The sequence below is a fragment of the Polyangiaceae bacterium genome, assembly GCA_016715885.1.
GTDB lineage: Bacteria > Myxococcota_A > Polyangia > Polyangiales > Polyangiaceae > Polyangium.
Genome location: JADJXL010000022.1, coordinates 188,055 through 205,669, shown reverse-complemented (window position 1 = coordinate 205,669; position 17,615 = coordinate 188,055). Strand labels below are relative to the sequence as shown.

16 protein-coding genes are annotated in these 17,615 nt (G+C 62.2%); 5 read left to right on the top strand and 11 right to left on the bottom strand.

All coding sequences use genetic code 11. From position 1 onward, the window contains the following. Positions 1-12 precede the first annotated feature (12 nt). From IPM54_32965 to IPM54_32950, 4 genes are all read right to left on the bottom strand, one after another. Complete coding sequence (locus tag IPM54_32965) at positions 13-501, bottom strand: GNAT family N-acetyltransferase (protein MBK9264585.1); 489 nt, start codon at positions 499-501, stop codon at positions 13-15. A 131-nt stretch (positions 502-632) separates the two neighbouring features. Then, positions 633-1,448 (bottom strand): hypothetical protein, encoded by an 816-nt coding sequence (locus IPM54_32960; protein ID MBK9264584.1) that lies wholly within the window; start codon positions 1,446-1,448, stop codon positions 633-635. A 233-nt stretch (positions 1,449-1,681) separates the two neighbouring features. Next, on the bottom strand, positions 1,682-3,061 hold the full coding sequence (locus IPM54_32955; GenBank protein MBK9264583.1) for a hypothetical protein: 1,380 nt from the start codon (positions 3,059-3,061) through the stop codon (positions 1,682-1,684). Next, entirely contained in the window at positions 3,058-4,557 is a 1,500-nt protein-coding gene (locus tag IPM54_32950) for a hypothetical protein (protein MBK9264582.1), read from the bottom strand. The genes IPM54_32955 and IPM54_32950 overlap by 4 nt, the downstream gene beginning before the upstream one ends. An 81-nt stretch (positions 4,558-4,638) precedes the next feature. Between IPM54_32950 and IPM54_32945 the strand changes: the two genes are divergently transcribed. Further along, positions 4,639-5,493, top strand: coding sequence for a thioredoxin domain-containing protein (locus IPM54_32945; protein MBK9264581.1), 855 nt, complete (start codon positions 4,639-4,641; stop codon positions 5,491-5,493). A gap of 6 nt (positions 5,494-5,499) precedes the next feature. On the opposite strand, the gene IPM54_32940 is transcribed toward IPM54_32945, so the two are convergent. The 3 genes from IPM54_32940 to IPM54_32930 all read right to left on the bottom strand — a co-directional run bounded on the left by IPM54_32940 (position 5,500) and on the right by IPM54_32930 (position 8,464). Continuing rightward, positions 5,500-6,672 carry a hypothetical protein gene (locus IPM54_32940; protein MBK9264580.1) on the bottom strand — a complete coding sequence of 391 codons (1,173 nt, stop codon included), beginning with the start codon at positions 6,670-6,672 and terminating at the stop codon, positions 5,500-5,502. A gap of 71 nt (positions 6,673-6,743) precedes the next feature. After that, positions 6,744-7,829, bottom strand: a complete 1,086-nt coding sequence (locus tag IPM54_32935) for a hypothetical protein (protein ID MBK9264579.1) — start codon at positions 7,827-7,829, stop codon at positions 6,744-6,746. Then, positions 7,829-8,464 carry a DotU family type IV/VI secretion system protein gene (locus IPM54_32930; protein MBK9264578.1) on the bottom strand — a complete coding sequence of 212 codons (636 nt, stop codon included), beginning with the start codon at positions 8,462-8,464 and terminating at the stop codon, positions 7,829-7,831. Before IPM54_32930 ends, IPM54_32935 begins: the two co-directional genes overlap by 1 nt. 128 nt (positions 8,465-8,592) lie before the next feature. Here IPM54_32930 and eno point away from each other — a divergent pair, with 128 nt between their 5' ends. Beyond that, positions 8,593-9,867: a phosphopyruvate hydratase gene (gene eno, locus IPM54_32925; protein MBK9264577.1), complete on the top strand. Its 1,275-nt coding sequence runs from the start codon at positions 8,593-8,595 to the stop codon at positions 9,865-9,867. A 105-nt stretch (positions 9,868-9,972) separates the two neighbouring features. On the opposite strand, the gene IPM54_32920 is transcribed toward eno, so the two are convergent. Then, on the bottom strand, positions 9,973-10,449 hold the full coding sequence (locus IPM54_32920; GenBank protein ID MBK9264576.1) for an RNA-binding protein: 477 nt from the start codon (positions 10,447-10,449) through the stop codon (positions 9,973-9,975). A gap of 527 nt (positions 10,450-10,976) precedes the next feature. Between IPM54_32920 and IPM54_32915 the strand changes: the two genes are divergently transcribed. Then, a complete protein-coding gene (locus IPM54_32915) occupies positions 10,977-11,420 on the top strand; it encodes a universal stress protein (GenBank protein MBK9264575.1) in 444 nt (147 codons plus the stop codon). A 62-nt stretch (positions 11,421-11,482) separates the two neighbouring features. Here the strand turns inward: IPM54_32915 and IPM54_32910 are convergent, their stop codons facing one another. Together IPM54_32910 and IPM54_32905 are read right to left on the bottom strand one after the other, a co-directional pair. Continuing rightward, positions 11,483-11,719 carry a hypothetical protein gene (locus tag IPM54_32910; protein ID MBK9264574.1) on the bottom strand — a complete coding sequence of 79 codons (237 nt, stop codon included), beginning with the start codon at positions 11,717-11,719 and terminating at the stop codon, positions 11,483-11,485. Positions 11,720-12,007: 288 nt separating this feature from the next. After that, positions 12,008-12,613, bottom strand: coding sequence for a hypothetical protein (locus IPM54_32905; GenBank protein MBK9264573.1), 606 nt, complete (start codon positions 12,611-12,613; stop codon positions 12,008-12,010). Positions 12,614-12,762: 149 nt separating this feature from the next. Here IPM54_32905 and IPM54_32900 point away from each other — a divergent pair, with 149 nt between their 5' ends. Further along, positions 12,763-13,287: a hypothetical protein gene (locus IPM54_32900; protein ID MBK9264572.1), complete on the top strand. Its 525-nt coding sequence runs from the start codon at positions 12,763-12,765 to the stop codon at positions 13,285-13,287. Between the two features lie 81 nt (positions 13,288-13,368). Further along, entirely contained in the window at positions 13,369-14,469 is a 1,101-nt protein-coding gene (locus IPM54_32895; GenBank protein MBK9264571.1) for a PHP domain-containing protein, read from the top strand. A gap of 15 nt (positions 14,470-14,484) precedes the next feature. Here the strand turns inward: IPM54_32895 and IPM54_32890 are convergent, their stop codons facing one another. Continuing rightward, positions 14,485-17,511: a VWA domain-containing protein gene (locus tag IPM54_32890; protein ID MBK9264570.1), complete on the bottom strand. Its 3,027-nt coding sequence runs from the start codon at positions 17,509-17,511 to the stop codon at positions 14,485-14,487. Between the last annotated feature and the right edge of the window lie 104 nt (positions 17,512-17,615).

Genomic DNA, 17,615 nt, shown 5'->3' with positions numbered 1-17,615 from the left:
CTTGCGTTACGATTAGAACTTGGCGACTTCGTATTCGAGCATTTCGCCGAGGATGTCGTTCGAGGTGCCGACGATGCGGAAACCAATCTTTTCGAGGATTCGACGAGAAGCGGCGTGCCAAGTGAACGTGGATGCGCGAACGATCCGCACGTGCGGCTCGCCGAACGCCCACGAAACGGCGGCGTACACGGCTTCATAACCAAAACCCTGCCGTTGCGACTCTTCCTCGATGCCGTAGGCGACTTCGACGGCCCCCTGTTTGTCCGGGCCACCGTGAAAAATCACGCTGCCGATGACCCGCGGCTCGGAATCCCGCGTGATTGCCACGCGATCGCCCCACAAACGATGATCCGGATTGGCGCGAATTTCCTCGAGTCGCGCAAGAAACGCGCGTTCGACGAGCGCTCGGCCAGGCCACGCAGTCGGCATCTTGGCCCCGATGAGCGCCTCGGTATCCGCGCGACGCCCGTCGAGCACAGCTTCGACGAGGTCCACGGTCATGGGAACCATCTGCAGGCGGTTTGTGTTGATCGTCGAGCAGGGCACGAAATGCAATTTCTCAGAGCAGAGGGCATTTCGCAAGCTTTCTCGACCGACGCGACGCGGCGAAAAAAGACGATTTCAACGCTGCGTCATTGAGCGAGCGGAAGAACGCCCACGGCATTGTCGATCCGTCCGAGCACGAGCCTTCCGGGCGCGTCCATGGGGAGGAATACCTGCGATGGTAGGAGGTAGGTGGCATCGCCTGCAGGTCCCGCATCTTCGACTTGGTAGTTTTCGCCGGATACGATCAACCCATAATTGGAACGAAGAGCAGGTCCGGTGAAGGTGCTGTCATCCGCATGAGGCTCGACGTCTCGAAAGTCGATGCCGTGAAACATCGTGATGGTACCACGATTCAGCAATTCCTCATCGTAGCTCGGGCAAGGCGCAGCTACACACACGATGCCATTTTCACGAGCTTTGAAGAAGCTGCCCGTAATCGGCTTCTGATCGAGCGCGACCCAGGCCATTTGCACGCGCATGGTGCCAAAGCCGAGCAGGGTTGGATGGAGCGTGCCCAGTAAAACCACGCGCGTCGTGCTCGAATCGTATCCAATGGCGTCCCGAACGGTCGGTACGACTTTGGTCGAACCGGCGAAGCTGGAAAAGTCAATGCTGGATATGTAGCATTCCTCTTCCCATGTACCGCCAGGGCAGCGCGTGGTCGTTTGATTGACGGCGGAAACGAAAATCCCACCACACATCGGGGCAGCGCACCTTCGCGTATCGTGCCGCGCAATGTAGTAGGTCGAATTGGTAGACAACCGCGTGCCCTGAAGGAGCCCGTCGGGCGCGTCGTCAACGTCGACCGAGTTGCCAGTCTCGAAAGAATCGGTGCTTTTGCAGCCGAAAAGCGAAGCCGAGGCAAGCGCGAGCGTTACGAGGCAAGTGCGTAGGAATGACACGACGACCTCCTGGGCTTGCCGGGCAGCAAAGAAGGTGCCGAATCTGAAACGAGAGCGCTGAACAATATGAAAGATGTGCCATTTCGGGGGGCTACGCGTGGCTCCCCGGGGGGTATGGGGGGGCCGAGCCGGGGCCGAGCCTCGGCCCCCCATCGTGAACTAGTGAACTAGACTCGCGAAGCGCGCTTCCCACGCGCGCGAAGCGAGGGTGCAAGCCCTGGCCCGTTCTCGAATCACTGCTCCAGGACAAAGATGGACTTGCCGTAATACGACGCGACGACGGCACGAGCGCCATCACGGGAAACATCCACGGCGCTCGCCCCTTGGTCGGTCTCGAGCGTGGACACGATGCGTGGAGGATCGCCAGCAATGACGGCAACACCGCTTCCTTTGGGAGGCCATTCCGAACCGCCAAGCGATACGAATAACGTGCGTCCGTCAGGAGAAACCGCGCCCGTCGTAGGCACGCCGTCGAGCATGAGCGTGGTTTCAACCTTCATCGTGGCCAAGTCGACGATGGACACCGTGCGCCCCTTGCTGTCGAGCGTTACGCCATGACGATCGTCGTTCATGAAAAACCCTTGCTCGGGACTGGCGCCAACCGCCGTGGATCGCACCGTGGTCGTGCCGGCAACGATGAGCTGCACCGCCCGATTGGAAACTCGGTCCGGGAAAAACAGCGTTTCACCGCTGCGCGAAATGGCTCCGGCACGCGGCTCGCGACCCACGTAGATGCTGCGCCTCGTCGCACCAAAAGGCTCTTCGCTCGGATCGAACAAATCGACCCACGCCCCCGCAGCTCGACCACCATGCGAAAGCGTACCCATGGCCGCCACGTACGGTCGATCCTCGGCGCGTACGAGAAATAGCTGCCCCGTCGCATGCGGAAGCGTCATGTCCGCCAAATGCACGCCCGTCGGCAAGTCGAATCGCACGAGACGTTTGCCATCCATCGTCGCCGCGAGCACCGTGCGACCATCGGGCATCGCGATGATTTCACCAGGCGATCGCCCAACTTCGAGCAGCACCGGATCGCGATCCCACGCGGCCGTGTCCATGACCGGAATGCGCGCTGCCTCCTGATGACGAAGCACCGCCACGTACCGATCGAAAAGAAGACGAATGTCGTCACCTTGCGCCGGCATTGACGCCTTGTGGATGAGCTCGCCCGTCTTCAATCGATATTCGCGTAGCGTCGCATCATCGGCGCTCACATACACGCTCGTGCCTTTGGGATGAAACACGACATCGAGCGGGTGAACGTCCCCAATGACGATTTTTCGGGCTCGCCAAAGCTTTTTGGGATCCGGAGGCTCGGGCTCGGGTTCGGGCTCGATTTCGGGCCCAAACGACCCAGGGCGCGCTTCGGTCGCAGAACCCTTGGCACTTTCGGCCGATAGCGCCGTGAGCGGCGGAGCTTCTGCCACGGGTGATTTGCGACCTCCAACGGCAATCGCGAAGATCGTCCCGACGACGCCGATTCCCACGACAATCGCCCGCGGCGCCCGCGGCTCGACGCGTTCGACAAGCCAACTTCGACAATGAGGGCACTTGCGCGCTCCCTCGATGAGCGGCTTGGTGCACACGGGGCAAGGCAATCGGCGCTGGGTCATCGAACCACCCACGCCACCTTCGCACGATCGGAAAGCACGAGCGCCATGCGGCCATCAGGCGTGAGACGCACGCGCGTCGGCTCGGCCGAAAGAGGCAACACCGTGACCGCGTACGACCTCAAGTCCATGAGCGCGAGGCCCCCTGAACCGTCGTTCGTGAGCGTCACGAGCGCTTGTTCACCATCGGGCGAAACGACGAGATCCGTCGCGCGACCATTGAACGCAACGCGACGAATGAGCGTGTTCTTGCGCAGATCGAACACTTCGACGGCTCGACCTTCGTGACACCGGACGAGCGCCCTGCGGCCATGTCGAAGCAGCTCGATCTGCTCGGGCTCGCGGCATGTCTCGATCCGTTCGCTCCGACGAACCGCTCCCGATGGCAACCACTCGAGCGGAACGATCGCGTTTTCGGCGCGCAGCGCAACGTAACTCCACGATCCATCGGGCGTCATGAGCACGCTGACGGGGTTGCCGAGCATCGACGTGCGCACGCGATCTTGCTGCGATGCGAGACGACTCGGATCGAACGCATACACGACGCCTCCCGCAGGATCACGCAGGCCAAGCAGCGGAATCTGCCCGGTCGCCGTGAGCGCTCGCGTGCCCGTGTCGTCGACACCCATCGGACCTACGGCATCGTCACCGAAGTGGATGCGATCGATCTCCGCGTGATACTCGGTCGCCAAAATCGCCACGGCATGCACGCTCGGAAGCGACACGAGCGCCCTGCGCCCGTTTGCCCCGACAGACACTTGGCCGACCAAAGCGCCGAGATCGATGGTCTTCAAGAGGCCCGTCGATGCTGGATCGATGACGTAGATGCGTTGCGGCGACGTGCCGTAAACATGTTCGCCGACGCGGTAGAGCGCGCGAAGTTGCGGCGCATCGCTGACGAGCGTGATGGCCGCGCCCGTGCGCGCGTCGAGCACTTGCATGCCCGTGAGCAGCGCCAGGGCAAACCTGTCTGCATCGAGCGGCAGCGCGTCCGAGACGTCTTTCGGCAGGTTGAACGGGCCTGCGACGATCGGCTGCGCTCCAAGGTGCGCTACGTCGTTCGGCTTTTGCCAGATGCACTGCCCGAGCTGGCAGGCTTCACCGTTCCAGCACGGCGACGAGCAAGCTTTCGAGGGACCTGCTGGCAGCGACGCGCGCGACGCGGCTTTCGGGATGGAAAACGGCGTGGGTGCAAGGTTTCGCAGGGCAATCCCCGTCCCGAACACGACGGCCATCACGAGCGCGATGACGAGCGGCCGCCAGTGAAGCGCGAGCCACGTGGGCGGTTTGCCCCCCGAAACACCGGGGCGGAAGAAAAAACTCCGCGTGGCGATCAGGGGTTCCGCGCATCCGGGACACAGTTCCCCTTCGGGCGTGACGACTTCGAGGCACGTATGACACCGCACGCGCTTTTTGCCGGCATCCGCCGCGGGCGCACTCTTGGGCTTGGGCGCCGGGGCATCGGTGGCAGCAGCGGACGTGGACGGTTGGTCGAGCACGAGGTTGCCTGAATACCATCAACCGGGGCCGAGCGTCGAGGGGCCATGCACATGCCCACGGCGGCGTGTAGGATACGCGCCGTGACGTTCCGGACAATCGCAGCAGCAATCCTTTCGAGCGTGGTCGCAAGCGGATGTGGGGCGAGCACTCCGCCGCAGAAGAGCAAGAGCGCGGTGGACGTGAGCGACTTGTCGACGCGCGAGCGGGCGACGTTCGAGCGCATCGTCGACGAGATGCTCGCGCCGTGTGCATCGGAGGCCGTGACGCTCGACGTGTGCTTGCAGGAGAAACGGGCCTGCAAGGCGTGCACGTCGGCCGCGAACTTCGTGGCTGAGCGGGTGAAGGCGGGGCTCGACAAGCCAGCGATTCGCAAGGCGTATCAAGTTCGATTCGGGGGCGAGCCCAAGCAGGTGGACGTTGCCGATTCGCCGACGCTGGGGCCGGCAAACGCGCCAGTGACGATCGTCGTGTGGTCGGACTTCGAATGTCCGCACTGCAAGCACGTCGTGCCGATCGTGGAGCGGCTCGTCGAAGCTCACCCTGGGGACGTGCGTCTCGTGCACAAGTTTTACCCGATCCCGCGGCACACGGTGGCGAAGTTTGCGGCCAAAGCTGCGTATGCGGCGCAGCGGCAAGGCAAGTACTGGGAGATGGAGCGGCTGCTCTTCGAGAACCAGGACAAGCTTGGAGAACAAACGATTTTGGAGTTCGCCCAAAGCCTTGGGTTGAAGATGGATCAGGTGAAGGCGGACATGGAGGGCGAAGCGGCGAAGCAGGTGATCGAGCGAGACATGGCGGACGCGGAGCGCTTGGGGCTTTCGGGCACGCCGTTTGTCTTGATCAACGGTCGCGAGTTCGACCTTCGGTTGTTTCAAGCAGAGCCGGATTTGGATGCGTGGGTGACGATGGAGATCGAGCTGGCGAAGGGGAAGTGAAAAGGCTCACACCGTCTTCTGCTCAGCAAACCCTTCCACCACCGCCTCCACCAATTCATTCGATACGACAATCCCTCGGTCGCGCAATACGCGCGCATGCATGATCGTTTGCGTGCGATGAATCGGGTCTGCGTCGAGCTTGCTCTTGAATGCTCGAACGTCCATGGGTAGGACAATGAATTTGCCGAGAAACCTTAGAATGGCGGAATCGGGCTTGTCGGGCGATTCTATGGGAACACGCTGAACCGCATCGATCTCCGCGTCATCATCCTCCGGATCGAATACCGGTTCCGTCACATTGCAAAGAATCATCATGATCAGGCGATCGATCGTGCGATGAAATTCCGGATGCTTTGACCGGGTTTTTCCAGATGGATCACCCACTCGCCATTCGTACGTCGTGACATGGCCAAGGTCGACGATACCCGCGGCATCGAATGTGGCAATCGCTTCGGCCAATTCGACGTCTCCTTGCGCGGCGCGATAACCACCTTCACTGCGGCCTCGAGGCGCAAGCGGCGCGGTGACTTGGCCGTGTCCTTCCAGGCCAATGACCTTTCCCCACCTCGATTTCCCGCTTCCATGCGTATACCGATCAGGACCTTTGCAGGAAAACGTAATGGTTTGACTTCCTCCAACTCTTTCCCATAAAATTAATAAAAAACCAAAAACGCCAACGACACCAACGGCCAGCATGAGGAGGCCGAGCGCAGCGAATGCAATGAGCGCCCACAATCGACGTTCGCCATCGAGGTACGGGCCAATCATGATGAAGAGCCCAAGGCACCCGACGCCGGCCAAGATGATTGCGCCAATCGCATGCCCCCACAGCCCCTCGGATTCGATGCGATAGACGAGTTTTCTATCGTGCGGCAATTCGCCACAGACGGGACAAACGAGGTCGCCGGGCGTCTTTTCACCACACGTGGGGCAGCGCAATAACACGTCGGGCGGCAGCTTGGGTCCTCCGCGCAGCGATTGAATGGCAAAGCCCATGCAAAACGCGGAGATGCCCCCGAACACGAGCAAAATAAAACTCTTCAGCAAAAACCCCAGCACGGGGTGCATCTTGCCCATCGGAGCGCTCACGATGCCGAACGCAAGCGACGACATGAACACAGCGAGCGCCGTCAGCAGAAAAGCCTTGAGCTTGCCCGAAGCACCGATGCCAAAATCCATATCGTCCACGCGTCGTCATGATTGCGCGCGGAGCCGAAACGTCAAGCCTCGAGGTGTCCGCAGGCGAAGATTCATCGCGTGGCGGCGACGATGATCGCGACGATCCACACGAGGACAGCGAGTCCCGCGATGATCCAAATCACGAGATCGTCACGCCAGCGCACGCGCAAAGGCACGAGGTCTTTTTCTGGTAAAACGACGGTCTTGACGAGCGCATGAATGGGCAAACCACCGGGACGCATTCCTTGCGGTACGGGCGGCGGATAAAGACCCATGCTTTGGAATTTGCCGACGCCCGCTCGTTGACGATCGCCTATGCCGGGATATGCGCTACCAATCGCGAGCGCTCGATACCAGGGCACTCGTTCGTAGGCGTTTGCCATGGCCAAAACATTGAAAAGCACGCGCACACGGTCGAGGAATTCCCGCACTTCGACGAGGTGCTGATAGGATCGAATACGCGTCTCGACAGGCTCTTCACCGGAAAGTTTGGCGAAGCAAAACATTTCAAAACGGGCATGAAGGCCGTCGATTTCTTCTTTGATTTTGGGAAGAGCATCGACGGCAGCCGTTTCTTGCGGCAATGTAAAACCCCACGGGTCTTCGCGATTGCGTTCCGGCGTCCAAGCAAAGACGTCCGCAAATCCCCAAAGCGTATCGAGCCTCGTGAGAAACACGTACGTCGGCACGTCGACGCCCAAATGACGCCCGACTTCGACGAGGATCTCACGCATGCCCTTCGCATAGGCTTGCACATTGGCTTCGTCGGCGTCGGCAAAGACGGTGGCATTGAGGACGAGCAGAATGCCATCGAGCGGTTCGCGTGGCCTTTTGCGAATGAGCTCTTCACACAATGCTTGGAGCATGGCCGGATCGCGACGCGGACCCATGACGTGCGCTTCGGGTTCGATGAATACCGCCTCGTCCGCCATCCAATACGTGCAAAATGGAGTCGTCGATGCCGGCGGAAGAGGTCCATCGCCCGAAGACCACGTGACCATTTGCGATCGAATGGCAGTCGATCGGCCCGAACCGGGATCACCGACGACGAGATAAACGGGGACTTGGTAGGGAGGTTTCTTGTCGGGATGCTTGCGCGCGACGGCCGCGAGCATCGCGTCGATTTCTGCCGCAAACGGTCCGCCTTCGCCGCTCATCAGGACCCCCGCGAAAGCGCTGATACGAGCAGCGCCGCGCCGAAGAGGAGCATCAACAGAGCAATGCCGCGGCCCATCCACAAGGACCGATACCAAGGCACCTGGAACGCGATGGGTGTGACGGCCTCTTCGCGAACGGGACGAAGTGCTCCGGCGTGCCAGTCGCGATCCGGATCGACGCCCAAGATGCGTGCGATATCGATGCGCGTCTGCGTCGCGCCGTACTGGACCGCTCCAGGCAAACCGAAGCGACCGAGGAAGCCGAGGCCCAGCACGACGTAATACGTCGCCAAGACATTACGCGGGCCTTGCTTGACGCGATCGAGCCGCTGGTAGAACTCAACGCCGGCGTTCGTGGTGCTCCACCGCGTTGCCTGAAGCGAGTATTGTGACCAGAGCGGCCGCAGATCGGGAAAACCCATCGCGATTTCGTCGATGAGCGCCGCGATGGCAAACTGACCATCGTCGGCGGACACGACGGGAAGTGCGTCCGAGGCCTTCGAGATCTTCAGCTCGTTCAAGAGCGTATTTGCTTGGTGCAGCAAATGCTCTGGAGACGGACGGCGCGGTGATTGTCGCAACGCGCAGACCCAGAGCAGCACTTCTTCACCGTAGACACCTATCGACCGTTCCACGCTGGGCGCGGAGCATACCGGAGTCGCGGGGAAAGGAGAAAGGGATCTCCATGGCAGCATCGAAGGGCTATGCTGCCGGCGCCAAAGCGGGGCTTCTAAAAGCCCGAAATGCGTCGAAGGAGAGTCTCATGTCGGAAATCGAGAGCGTGATTGCGCGCGAGGTCCTCGACTCGCGGGGCAACCCCACGGTGGAAGTGGAAGTGTTCACGACCGAGGGTCACGGGCGTGCGGCTGTCCCAAGCGGGGCATCGACGGGCATGTACGAAGCGGTCGAGCTGCGTGACGGGGACAAGCGTCGGTACTTGGGCAAGGGCGTGCAGAAGGCCGTGCACAACGTGGAAACGCGGCTGGGGCCGGCGGTCGTCGGGATGGACGCACTCGACCAAGCAGAGATCGATCGCGTGCTGTGTGAAGCCGATGGATCACCGAACAAAGGAACGCTTGGAGCAAACGCGATCCTGGCGGTGTCGATGGCGGTCGCTCGCGCTGCAGCAGACACGGTGGATCTGCCGCTGTGGCGATACCTTGGAGGTGCAGCGGCGCGTGTTCTTCCGACGCCGCTCATGAACATCTTGAACGGCGGCGTGCACGCCGACAACGGCTTGGAAGTGCAAGAGTTCATGATCGTGCCACATGGCGGGGCGTCGTTTGCCGATGCGCTGCGCATGGGCGTCGAGGTGTTTCACACGCTGAAGTCGATCTTGAAGAAGGGCGGTCATGTCACGGCCGTGGGTGATGAGGGCGGGTTTGCCCCGCGGCTTGCAACGAACGAGTCGGCGCTCGTCGAAGTGATGCGCGCGATCGAAGCGGCTGGTTATCGGCCGGGCGAAGACATCAGCCTGGCGCTCGATTGCGCCATGAGCGAGTTCTTCGATGCCAAGAAGGGCATGTACACGTTCGACAAAGGACCGAAGTCGCCCGAAGAGCTCGTCGCGGTCTACGAGGATCTCGTGAAGCGCTATCCGATCGTGTCGATCGAAGACGGGTGCGCGGAGAACGACGACAAAGGGTGGAAACTCGTCTCAGAACGACTTGGCAAGAAAGTGCAGCTCGTGGGTGACGATCTTTTCGTGACCAACCCTGAACGTCTCGCGCGCGGCATGTCGCAAGGAATCGCCAACTCGATCTTGATCAAGCTGAACCAGATCGGAACGGTCACCGAGACGCTCGACTGCATCCGCACTGCAACCGAAGGTGGGTATCGATCGGTCATTTCGCATCGATCTGGGGAGACGGAAGACACGTTCATTGCGGACCTCGCGGTCGCGACGAATGCTGGGCAGATCAAGACGGGATCGGCATCGCGTTCGGATCGCGTAGCGAAGTACAACCAGCTCTTGCGGATCGCGTTCGAGCTTGGTTCGGGTCAAGTGTTCGCGGGTCGCAGCGTGTTCAAGCGCTGAAGGGATCGCGCACGTTCGAAACGAAAACGCCCTGGAATTTCCAGGGCGTTTTCGTTTGCTGGAGAATCAGCAGCAGCGACGAGAGTCGAGCTGCCTATCGAGAAATCACCAGCCGCCGCGGTCGCCACGATCACGATCGCGACCACCTCGACGATCGCGGCCACCGCCGCCACCGCCTCGGCCGCCGCCACCGCCGCCGCCTCGGCCGCCGCCGCCGCCGCGGCCGCCGCCGCCGCCACCGCCGCCGCCGTAGCCGCCACCGCCGCCACCGCCCATGCCGCCGCCGCCGCCGCCACGGAAGCCGCCGCCACCGCCGCCACCGCCGCCGGGCGTGCGCTCACGCGCTTCGTTGACGGTCAACGAACGGCCGTCGAGCGGCTTGCCATGAAGTGCATCAATTGCAGCTTGCGCTTCCTTGTCGCCCGCCACATCTACGAACCCGAACCCGCGTGATTGCCCGGTCACTCGATCGGTCATGACTTGGACAGCGAGCACCTCCACTCCTGCAGCTTGGAAAGCGCTGCGCACGCTGTCCTCCGTGGAGTGAAAGGCCAAATTGCCCACGTACAGTCGCTTGCTCATCCTCGAACCACCCGATGCACGCGCCTCTGCTTGACCATCCCCGGACGCGACCCGGGCCGTGCATCGGATCGCTTCGAGACCACAGACGAGCGACCGTCAGCCGATACAGTTCGAGCTTCCGCAAGCAGGGCGGGCTTTCCGGTACGACGACGAACGAGCCTAGGGCGATCGCAGGCTAACGCCCCACCCCAGTTTGCGCAAGTCGATTGGTTATGAGAGTCTGACAGACTTGCGCAAAAATTCAGGCTGGCGGGCAAGCCCGTGAGTTTTGCGGTCGAAACGCCAATCGGCACATGGCCAAATCTCGGCGACAACCCCGAGCCTCCCCATATCTCGACAATCGCGAGCAAAGCTGCCGCATGCGGCCAGCGTGAAAAAAATCACGCCCAAAGCCGCTCGCCCGTCCCAAACGGTGGGCGCGGGCCAAAGTTCGAACCGAAACGAGCGATGGACATGCTGACGCAGCGTTCGTCGTGGTATCGGGAATGCGGCGAGCTACGACAACGCGCTCGCTGCAAGAGGTCGTCATGCCGTTTCGCAACATCCTCGTCCCGATCGATTTCGACGAAACCTCCGATCATGCACTCGAACGAGCCGTGTCACTTGCAAGCACGCTCGGCGCGCGCGTCACGGTGCTGCACGTCTACGGCTTGCCCGTCTACAACTACCCCGATGGGTCGTACATCCCAACTCCGGAAGTCATCGAAAACGTCAAGAAAGGCGCTCGAGAACAGCTCGATGCCTTCGTGTCGAAAAGGCGCTCGGAAGGCGTGTCGGTAGCAGCGCTGCTTCGCGAAGGACGCACGGCGGACGAAGTTTGCGCCGCCGCAACCGACATGGGTGCCGATCTGATCGTGATGGGCACCCATGGCCGAGGTTTGATTGGACGAACTCTGCTCGGCAGCGTCGCTGAAGCCGTCTTGCGGCAAGCAACCGTCCCCGTGATGACCGTCCGCTCTGGCACCGAGTAACTTCGCTCGGTCACGCTCTGCCAGCGAGTGCATCGAGTGATCGCATGATCACGCGATCGCGCTCATCCCCGCGACAGCGCGCGAATCGCTTGCATGCGTGAATCTTTCTGATCAGCCGGCAAGAACACGCCGAGCGCTTGCTCGATCGACGGAAGTGCCCGGGCAAGCTCCGACGGGCTCATCGTTTCGGCGTTGACCCCAACGCGCGAACACGCTCGCTTGATCGTCCCGCGCGCAAACACCTCGGAAAGTCCGCTGGCGGCGATGACTTTGTCGTAGAGGGTTACCGGCGGGCTCATGTTCGGATGGCAATACCGCGCGATCGAGACTTCGTGCCGAACGAACGCGTAGCGATGCCCGATATCGGATCGTTGCTATCCCGTCGCCCAGGCAAAACGCGTTCGACCAATGCAGCCAAAACCTGCGTGGATCCAGCTACTGGCCACATTGACCAGCCCGATTCAAGTATCAGAACCGTCGCGGCATAGCAAGAACGCAACCGCGTCTTCGATTCTCATGTAATTCGCATCAGTATCACGCCACAATTTTGCGAACACTCTCCAGCCCCAAGATGGCGGACACGATGCTCAGCGGCTATCGCGGCTCTCGTCGCTTCGTTTCGCTCGGGCATGGATGCCTGCGAGCACCCGTTCGGCGTCACGAATGCGCGCGTCACGTGCAGCGACCTGCGCCCGAAGCTGCCGAACTTCTTCGTTCCACCGTGCGATATCGGCTTGTTGACTGATCATCCGTGCTTCGGCGTCGGGTTTGACCTTGCCGAAGTAAATGCCCATCGTCGTGACGAACAGCAGCACCGGGCCGATGATCCCGACTCGCACGGCTTGCGCGAGACGCCTTTTCTGCACGTCCGCATTGATCGCAGCAAGCGCGCGTTCGTGCTCGAGCGCGATGCGCGAAGCTTCGATGCGTGCCGCCATTTCCGCCTCGGCTCGCACGCGCTCGATGGCCACGACATAGGCCGCTTCAGCCTGCATCCGTTCGGCACGGCGCTCGGCATCTTCGCGGGCTTTGCGTTCGGCATCTGCGCGCGTCCGTGCAAGCGCTGCGTCAATGGCGCAGCGTCTGGCTTCCTCGAAAACACGTTCGGTTTCTTCCTCGTGAGCGGACTTTTTTTCGCTGCCCGACAGATGCCTCAACGAAAAAAGGAGGGGGCCTTGCTGCATCGTGGCCATCGGCGACGACTCCTTGCTGTCCAAAGGCGAATCGCGACAGAACGAGCCCTGCCCCTGCCGCGTCGACCTGCCTTGGATGCACTTGCCGCCGCGGCCTTGGGTCGCGTCGTCAGCCCAGATCGCGCCGCGCCGCGTGCTACCCTCAGAAGATGGATGGCTTCATCGATTCCAACGCAAGCCGTGGCCGTGCGTCGCGACGCGCCACACTGCTCCTGGCACTCTCGCTCACCGCCGGATCGTTCGGATGTTCGTCGGTCATCAGCGAATACGACGTCGACGCCGACTTCACCGTGTCCCCCAAGGTCGATGGCACGTTCTTCTGGTGGAACGAAATCACCCTGGAGAGCGACGTGAACTCGTACGGAAGCGCTCGCCTCGGCTTCGTGCGTCTCGATGCTGCCCCTCCCGCCGAAGACCTCACGTTCCTGTCGTCCGTTTTCGGTGAAGCCGTAACCAGCAAAGAACGCACGCCCATCGTGAAGCAGGACGGTTTTCCCAAGAACGAACCCAACGTGATCCTCGACCTTCTCCACGAAGGGGACGTCCGCCCGTTTTTCGAAGACGGGCACAAGGTGCGCATCGAGTGGACTGGAAAGACCAATCCATCGTTCTTGGCGTGGCCTCCGGGTGGCATCAAAATCGCCGTCAAAGCACGGCTCATCCTCGACGAGTGAACACACGGACAAACTTCCGCCGTTGCTCCAGCAGCGAGCTACCGAGGGTTTCTGAACGCAGAGAGAGTTCTGTTGCGATCGATCGGAGTGCGAGGCGCCGTTAGCGCCGCGATCGGTGCAATTGCGCTCGTCATCGTCGCAGCCGTGCTCGTTGGTCGACGACAACCTGCGCTACCTCCGCCCGAGCTACCCCAGACGACAGACGCGCTTCCCTTTCCGCCCGTAATTGCTCGACGCACCTTCGACACGACGCTGGACGTGTCCACCTTTCAACGTGGAAACATCCACGCGCACAGCTCGTGGAGCGACGGCGATCGCCCTCCCCGCGACGTCTACATTTGGTATCGCAACCACGGCTTCGCGTTCGTGGCGATCACGGATCACAACTCGCGCACCAGCCCGCAGACGTTCAAAGCACTCGAGAAAAAGTCGTTCGTCATCATTGCCGGTGAAGAACTGACGATGAGCGTCGCGAACAAGCGCGTTCACGTCAACGGTTTGTGTACGAAGAAAACCATCGGCGGAGGCAGACAACCCTCCATCCGCGCCGCGCTCGTGCACGCCATCGAACACGTGCATGCCCAAGGCGGCGTCGCTCTCATCAACCACCCGAACTTCGATTGGGCTCTTACTGCCGATGACATCCGCAACGCCAAAGGCGCCGAGCTGATCGAAATTTACAGCAGCCATCCGCATGTGAACTCCGAAGGCGATGCACAGCGCCCATCACACGAAGCCATGTGGGACGCGCTGCTTGATCAGGGCGAAGACATCGGAGGCGTCGCCGTCGACGATGCGCACTACTTCAACGCGGACAAACCCAACACGTCCAACCCCGCCAAACCGGGTCTCGGATGGGTCGAAGTGTTTGCCTCGAGGCTCGATCGCAACGTGATTTGCGAGGCCTTGCGCAACAAGCAGCTTTATTCGTCATCGGGAGCGACCCTTTCGCGCATTCGTGTCACGGCCGATGCGCTCAGCGTGTGGCCGAAAGACCAAGGCGCGACGGTCGAGTTCATCGGGGATGGCGGCAAGGTGTTCGAGAAAAAGGAACGCAGCGCCGATGGGGAAACGACGTATCAACTTCGCGGGACCGAACGGTACGTGCGGGCGAGGATCACGTTGCCTGACGGCAAAAAGGCTTGGACGCAGGCGTATCGAACGAATGTGGCAACAAACTGATTGGGGAGCCAACGATTAGGAGCGCGGCGGCCCTTTTCGGCGTGCGAGCAAGATCTCGGCTGCCGTGAGCGGTCTTGGTGCCGGCGCGGTTGGGTTTGCCTGGGGCGCGGTTGCCGTCGCATGCGTGGACGTCGCGGATGACGCGCGCATGCCGTGCGCCGCGCCGCTTGGAATACGCGGGGCATTTGCAGGAACGCGATGCGGCGCGGGAGCATTCGCGTGCGACGACACGGCAGGCTGCGTGATGGGACGCGCTTCCACGGCCCGCTCACGCGCAGCTCGCTCCTTGGCCTGAAGCAGTGCTCCGACCACGGCATCGGGCGACCGCGCATCGACGGCGTCGGCTTCTACGTGACGAGGCTTCAGCGCTGCACGCGTTCGTCGCACGAAGTCGAGGACGGGTTCCGGAATGGCAAACCTGCGCGCAGCAACCGCAAAGAGCAGGAAAAACCCGGCGCACACGATGAGCAGCGACGTGATGTCTTGGTACGCAAATCGTCGCGACGCGCGATCGCCAAAAATGCCCGCAAGCGTGTCGCGCCGCTTTCCTCCCGTCATGTCCGCGATGCGACCGAGCAGCGCGCGATCGCTCCCCGTGGGTCGCAGTTCTTCCCCCGCCGTCAGGGCCGCGCCGGCCGTTCCCACGACGTCTCCCGACTGCTCGTCCTTCGCAATCGCGATGTACGTACCGGGACGCGACAAACCAATCGAAGCTGCATACGCGCCGGCGCCCGTCGCTTCGAGCGCCGTTTCGCGGGAAAAACCCTCCGGCCCCGCGACGCGCACCATGAGCCGCCGGAACGACTGCGCTCGGCCGTCGTCTCCCACGACCGTCGCACGCACGTGGAGCTCTCCTCCCGACGCATCGGCTTCGACGCGCACTCGCCCGTCTTCACCCTTGCGCGTGATGTCGCGGCCAAGCTGCGCAACGAGCCTTGCCGCACCACTCCATTCGGTCCAGCGAACGCCCCAGCGATCCTTCAGATCGCTCGTGAACGCCGCCGATCGACCGACGCCCGCCGACCAAACCGAAAGAACCGGATCGCCATCGGGCCCCGTGAGAAGCACGCTCGCTCGACCCTTGGGGATTGTCACGACGTACCCGAGCAGCGCCGGAGCTTCGTCGAAAGGCACGCCTGCAACGACCGACGAGGGAGCCGCACGACCGACTCGAAATTCCTTTTCGACCACCGCGCTTCGCGCTGCGAGGATCGTTTCTTGCGTGAACACCGCAGGCAAACGATTGGCGTCCTCGATGAGGTAAAACCTTCCACCACCAAGCCGCGAGAGCATTTCGAGCTCGGGCACGTCGCTACCATTGCCCAGCGCCACGATGCTCGTCGTGATGCCCCCACGAAGCGCGTTCGACACCATCGTGCGACATGGGCCCATCTGCTCCGCGTCCGATCCATCCGCGAAGAGCAGCATGTGCTTCAGGTTCACGTTTTCTTTGGCCAGCGCCGCGTAACCAGCCTCGAGCGTGATGTCGACGTAGATGCCGCCTCCACCCGGACCTACCGCGCGAATCGCGCGATCGATCGCCGACTTGTCCGTCACGGGCGCGAGCGGAACGGTCCACTTCACCGACGTGTCGACGTGCTCCACGCCAAGCCTGTCACCAGGCCCGAGGAGCGCTGCGCTGCGCGCCGCCGCTTCGTTCGCAAGCTCCAGTTTCGTGTGAGCTCCAGCCGATGCCGCCATCGACCCCGAAATGTCGATGCCGATCACTTCGGCCAAACTGCCACGCCGGCGATCTTGTTTGAGGTCAAATGAAACGGGGGAAATCTCTTCGATGGGCGTGCGTGCATAACCCCCAGGACCCATGCTGCGATCGCCGCCCATGAGCAGCAGCCCGCCGCCGAGATCTCGCACGTAACTTGCGATGGCTTCCATCTGCCCCGGCGACAGATCCGACGCGCGCACGTCACCCATCACGAGCAAGTCGAAGCCCACGAGTCCCGCCAGATCATGAGGCACGCTGCTCGTGCTGCCTTCGGTGACACGAAACGCAGCGTTTTCCAGCGCCCGAGCGACGAATGCCGTCTTGCCCTGGTCACCATCGATCACGAGCGCCGCGGCTTGTCCACGCACACGCATGAACGCGCTGCCCGCGTTGTCTTCCGGCGACTGATCGAGCGCTGGATCGGCAGCCGTGATCTCCACGTCGTACCGGTGAAACCCTGGCCCGGGCGCCTTTTCGCGAATGCGCAGCACATCCTCGCCAGCGGCGATTTTCGCGCCCGCCTTCGCAATGAGATCGCCGTCCCGGAAGAGCCGCACCTCGATCGCCGCAGCACTCGGTGATGACGTCACGAGCCGCAAATCGATGGGCTCACCCTCGTCCGCTCGCGTGGGCGCGCGAAGAGCCACCACACGAATGTCGGGGATCGATCGCTGTTCGAGCGTCACGACATCGACCGGAATTTCCGCTGCAACGGCTGCGGCTGCGGCGGACATCGTATCGCCGCGCGTTGCAACGCCGTCCGACAAGAGAACGATGCGCGCAGCACTGTCGGCAGGGACTTCCGCGAGCCCTCGACGAATGGCCGCACCGAGATCCGTTCCATCGCGACCAACGCTGACTCGCTGCGGTGCGGGCAAGTCGGACTTCGGCCGCGGAGGATCTTCCGTCGCAGCGTCCGCGCCGAAGATGATCGTCCCAATGCGGTCTTCGTCGCGCATGCCGAGCTCCGCAACGGTGAGCTCTTGCTTGATGCGTTGTTCGGCGTTCGGAACGAGATCGATCGACCGACTGCGGTCGATCGCCACGAGCACCGTGAGCCTATCGAGCGGCCGTCCAAGCTCGGGTCCCGCAGCAGCGAGTGCCGCGACAAACGCTGCGAGCTGCGCGAGCGCATCGGTGAGGCGCGTGCGCCATGGTCCCTGATTGGCAAAGCCCGTACCCAAACGAAGCGCGATGAACGCCATGGCCGCAATGCACACGAGCGTCATCCAGGGCCGTGCAAGCCGCAGGTAACCGCCCGGCACGAGCGTCGTCCAGACAAGGCCGATGTACAGCGCGGGCAACGCGCCAAGAATCATGGCGACGAGCAGCACGGGGCGGCGCCGCAAGCCTGCCGTCAGAATCACCCATCGAAAGAGCACGACGACGGCGATCACGCCAAGGGCGACCGCGACAAACGGCA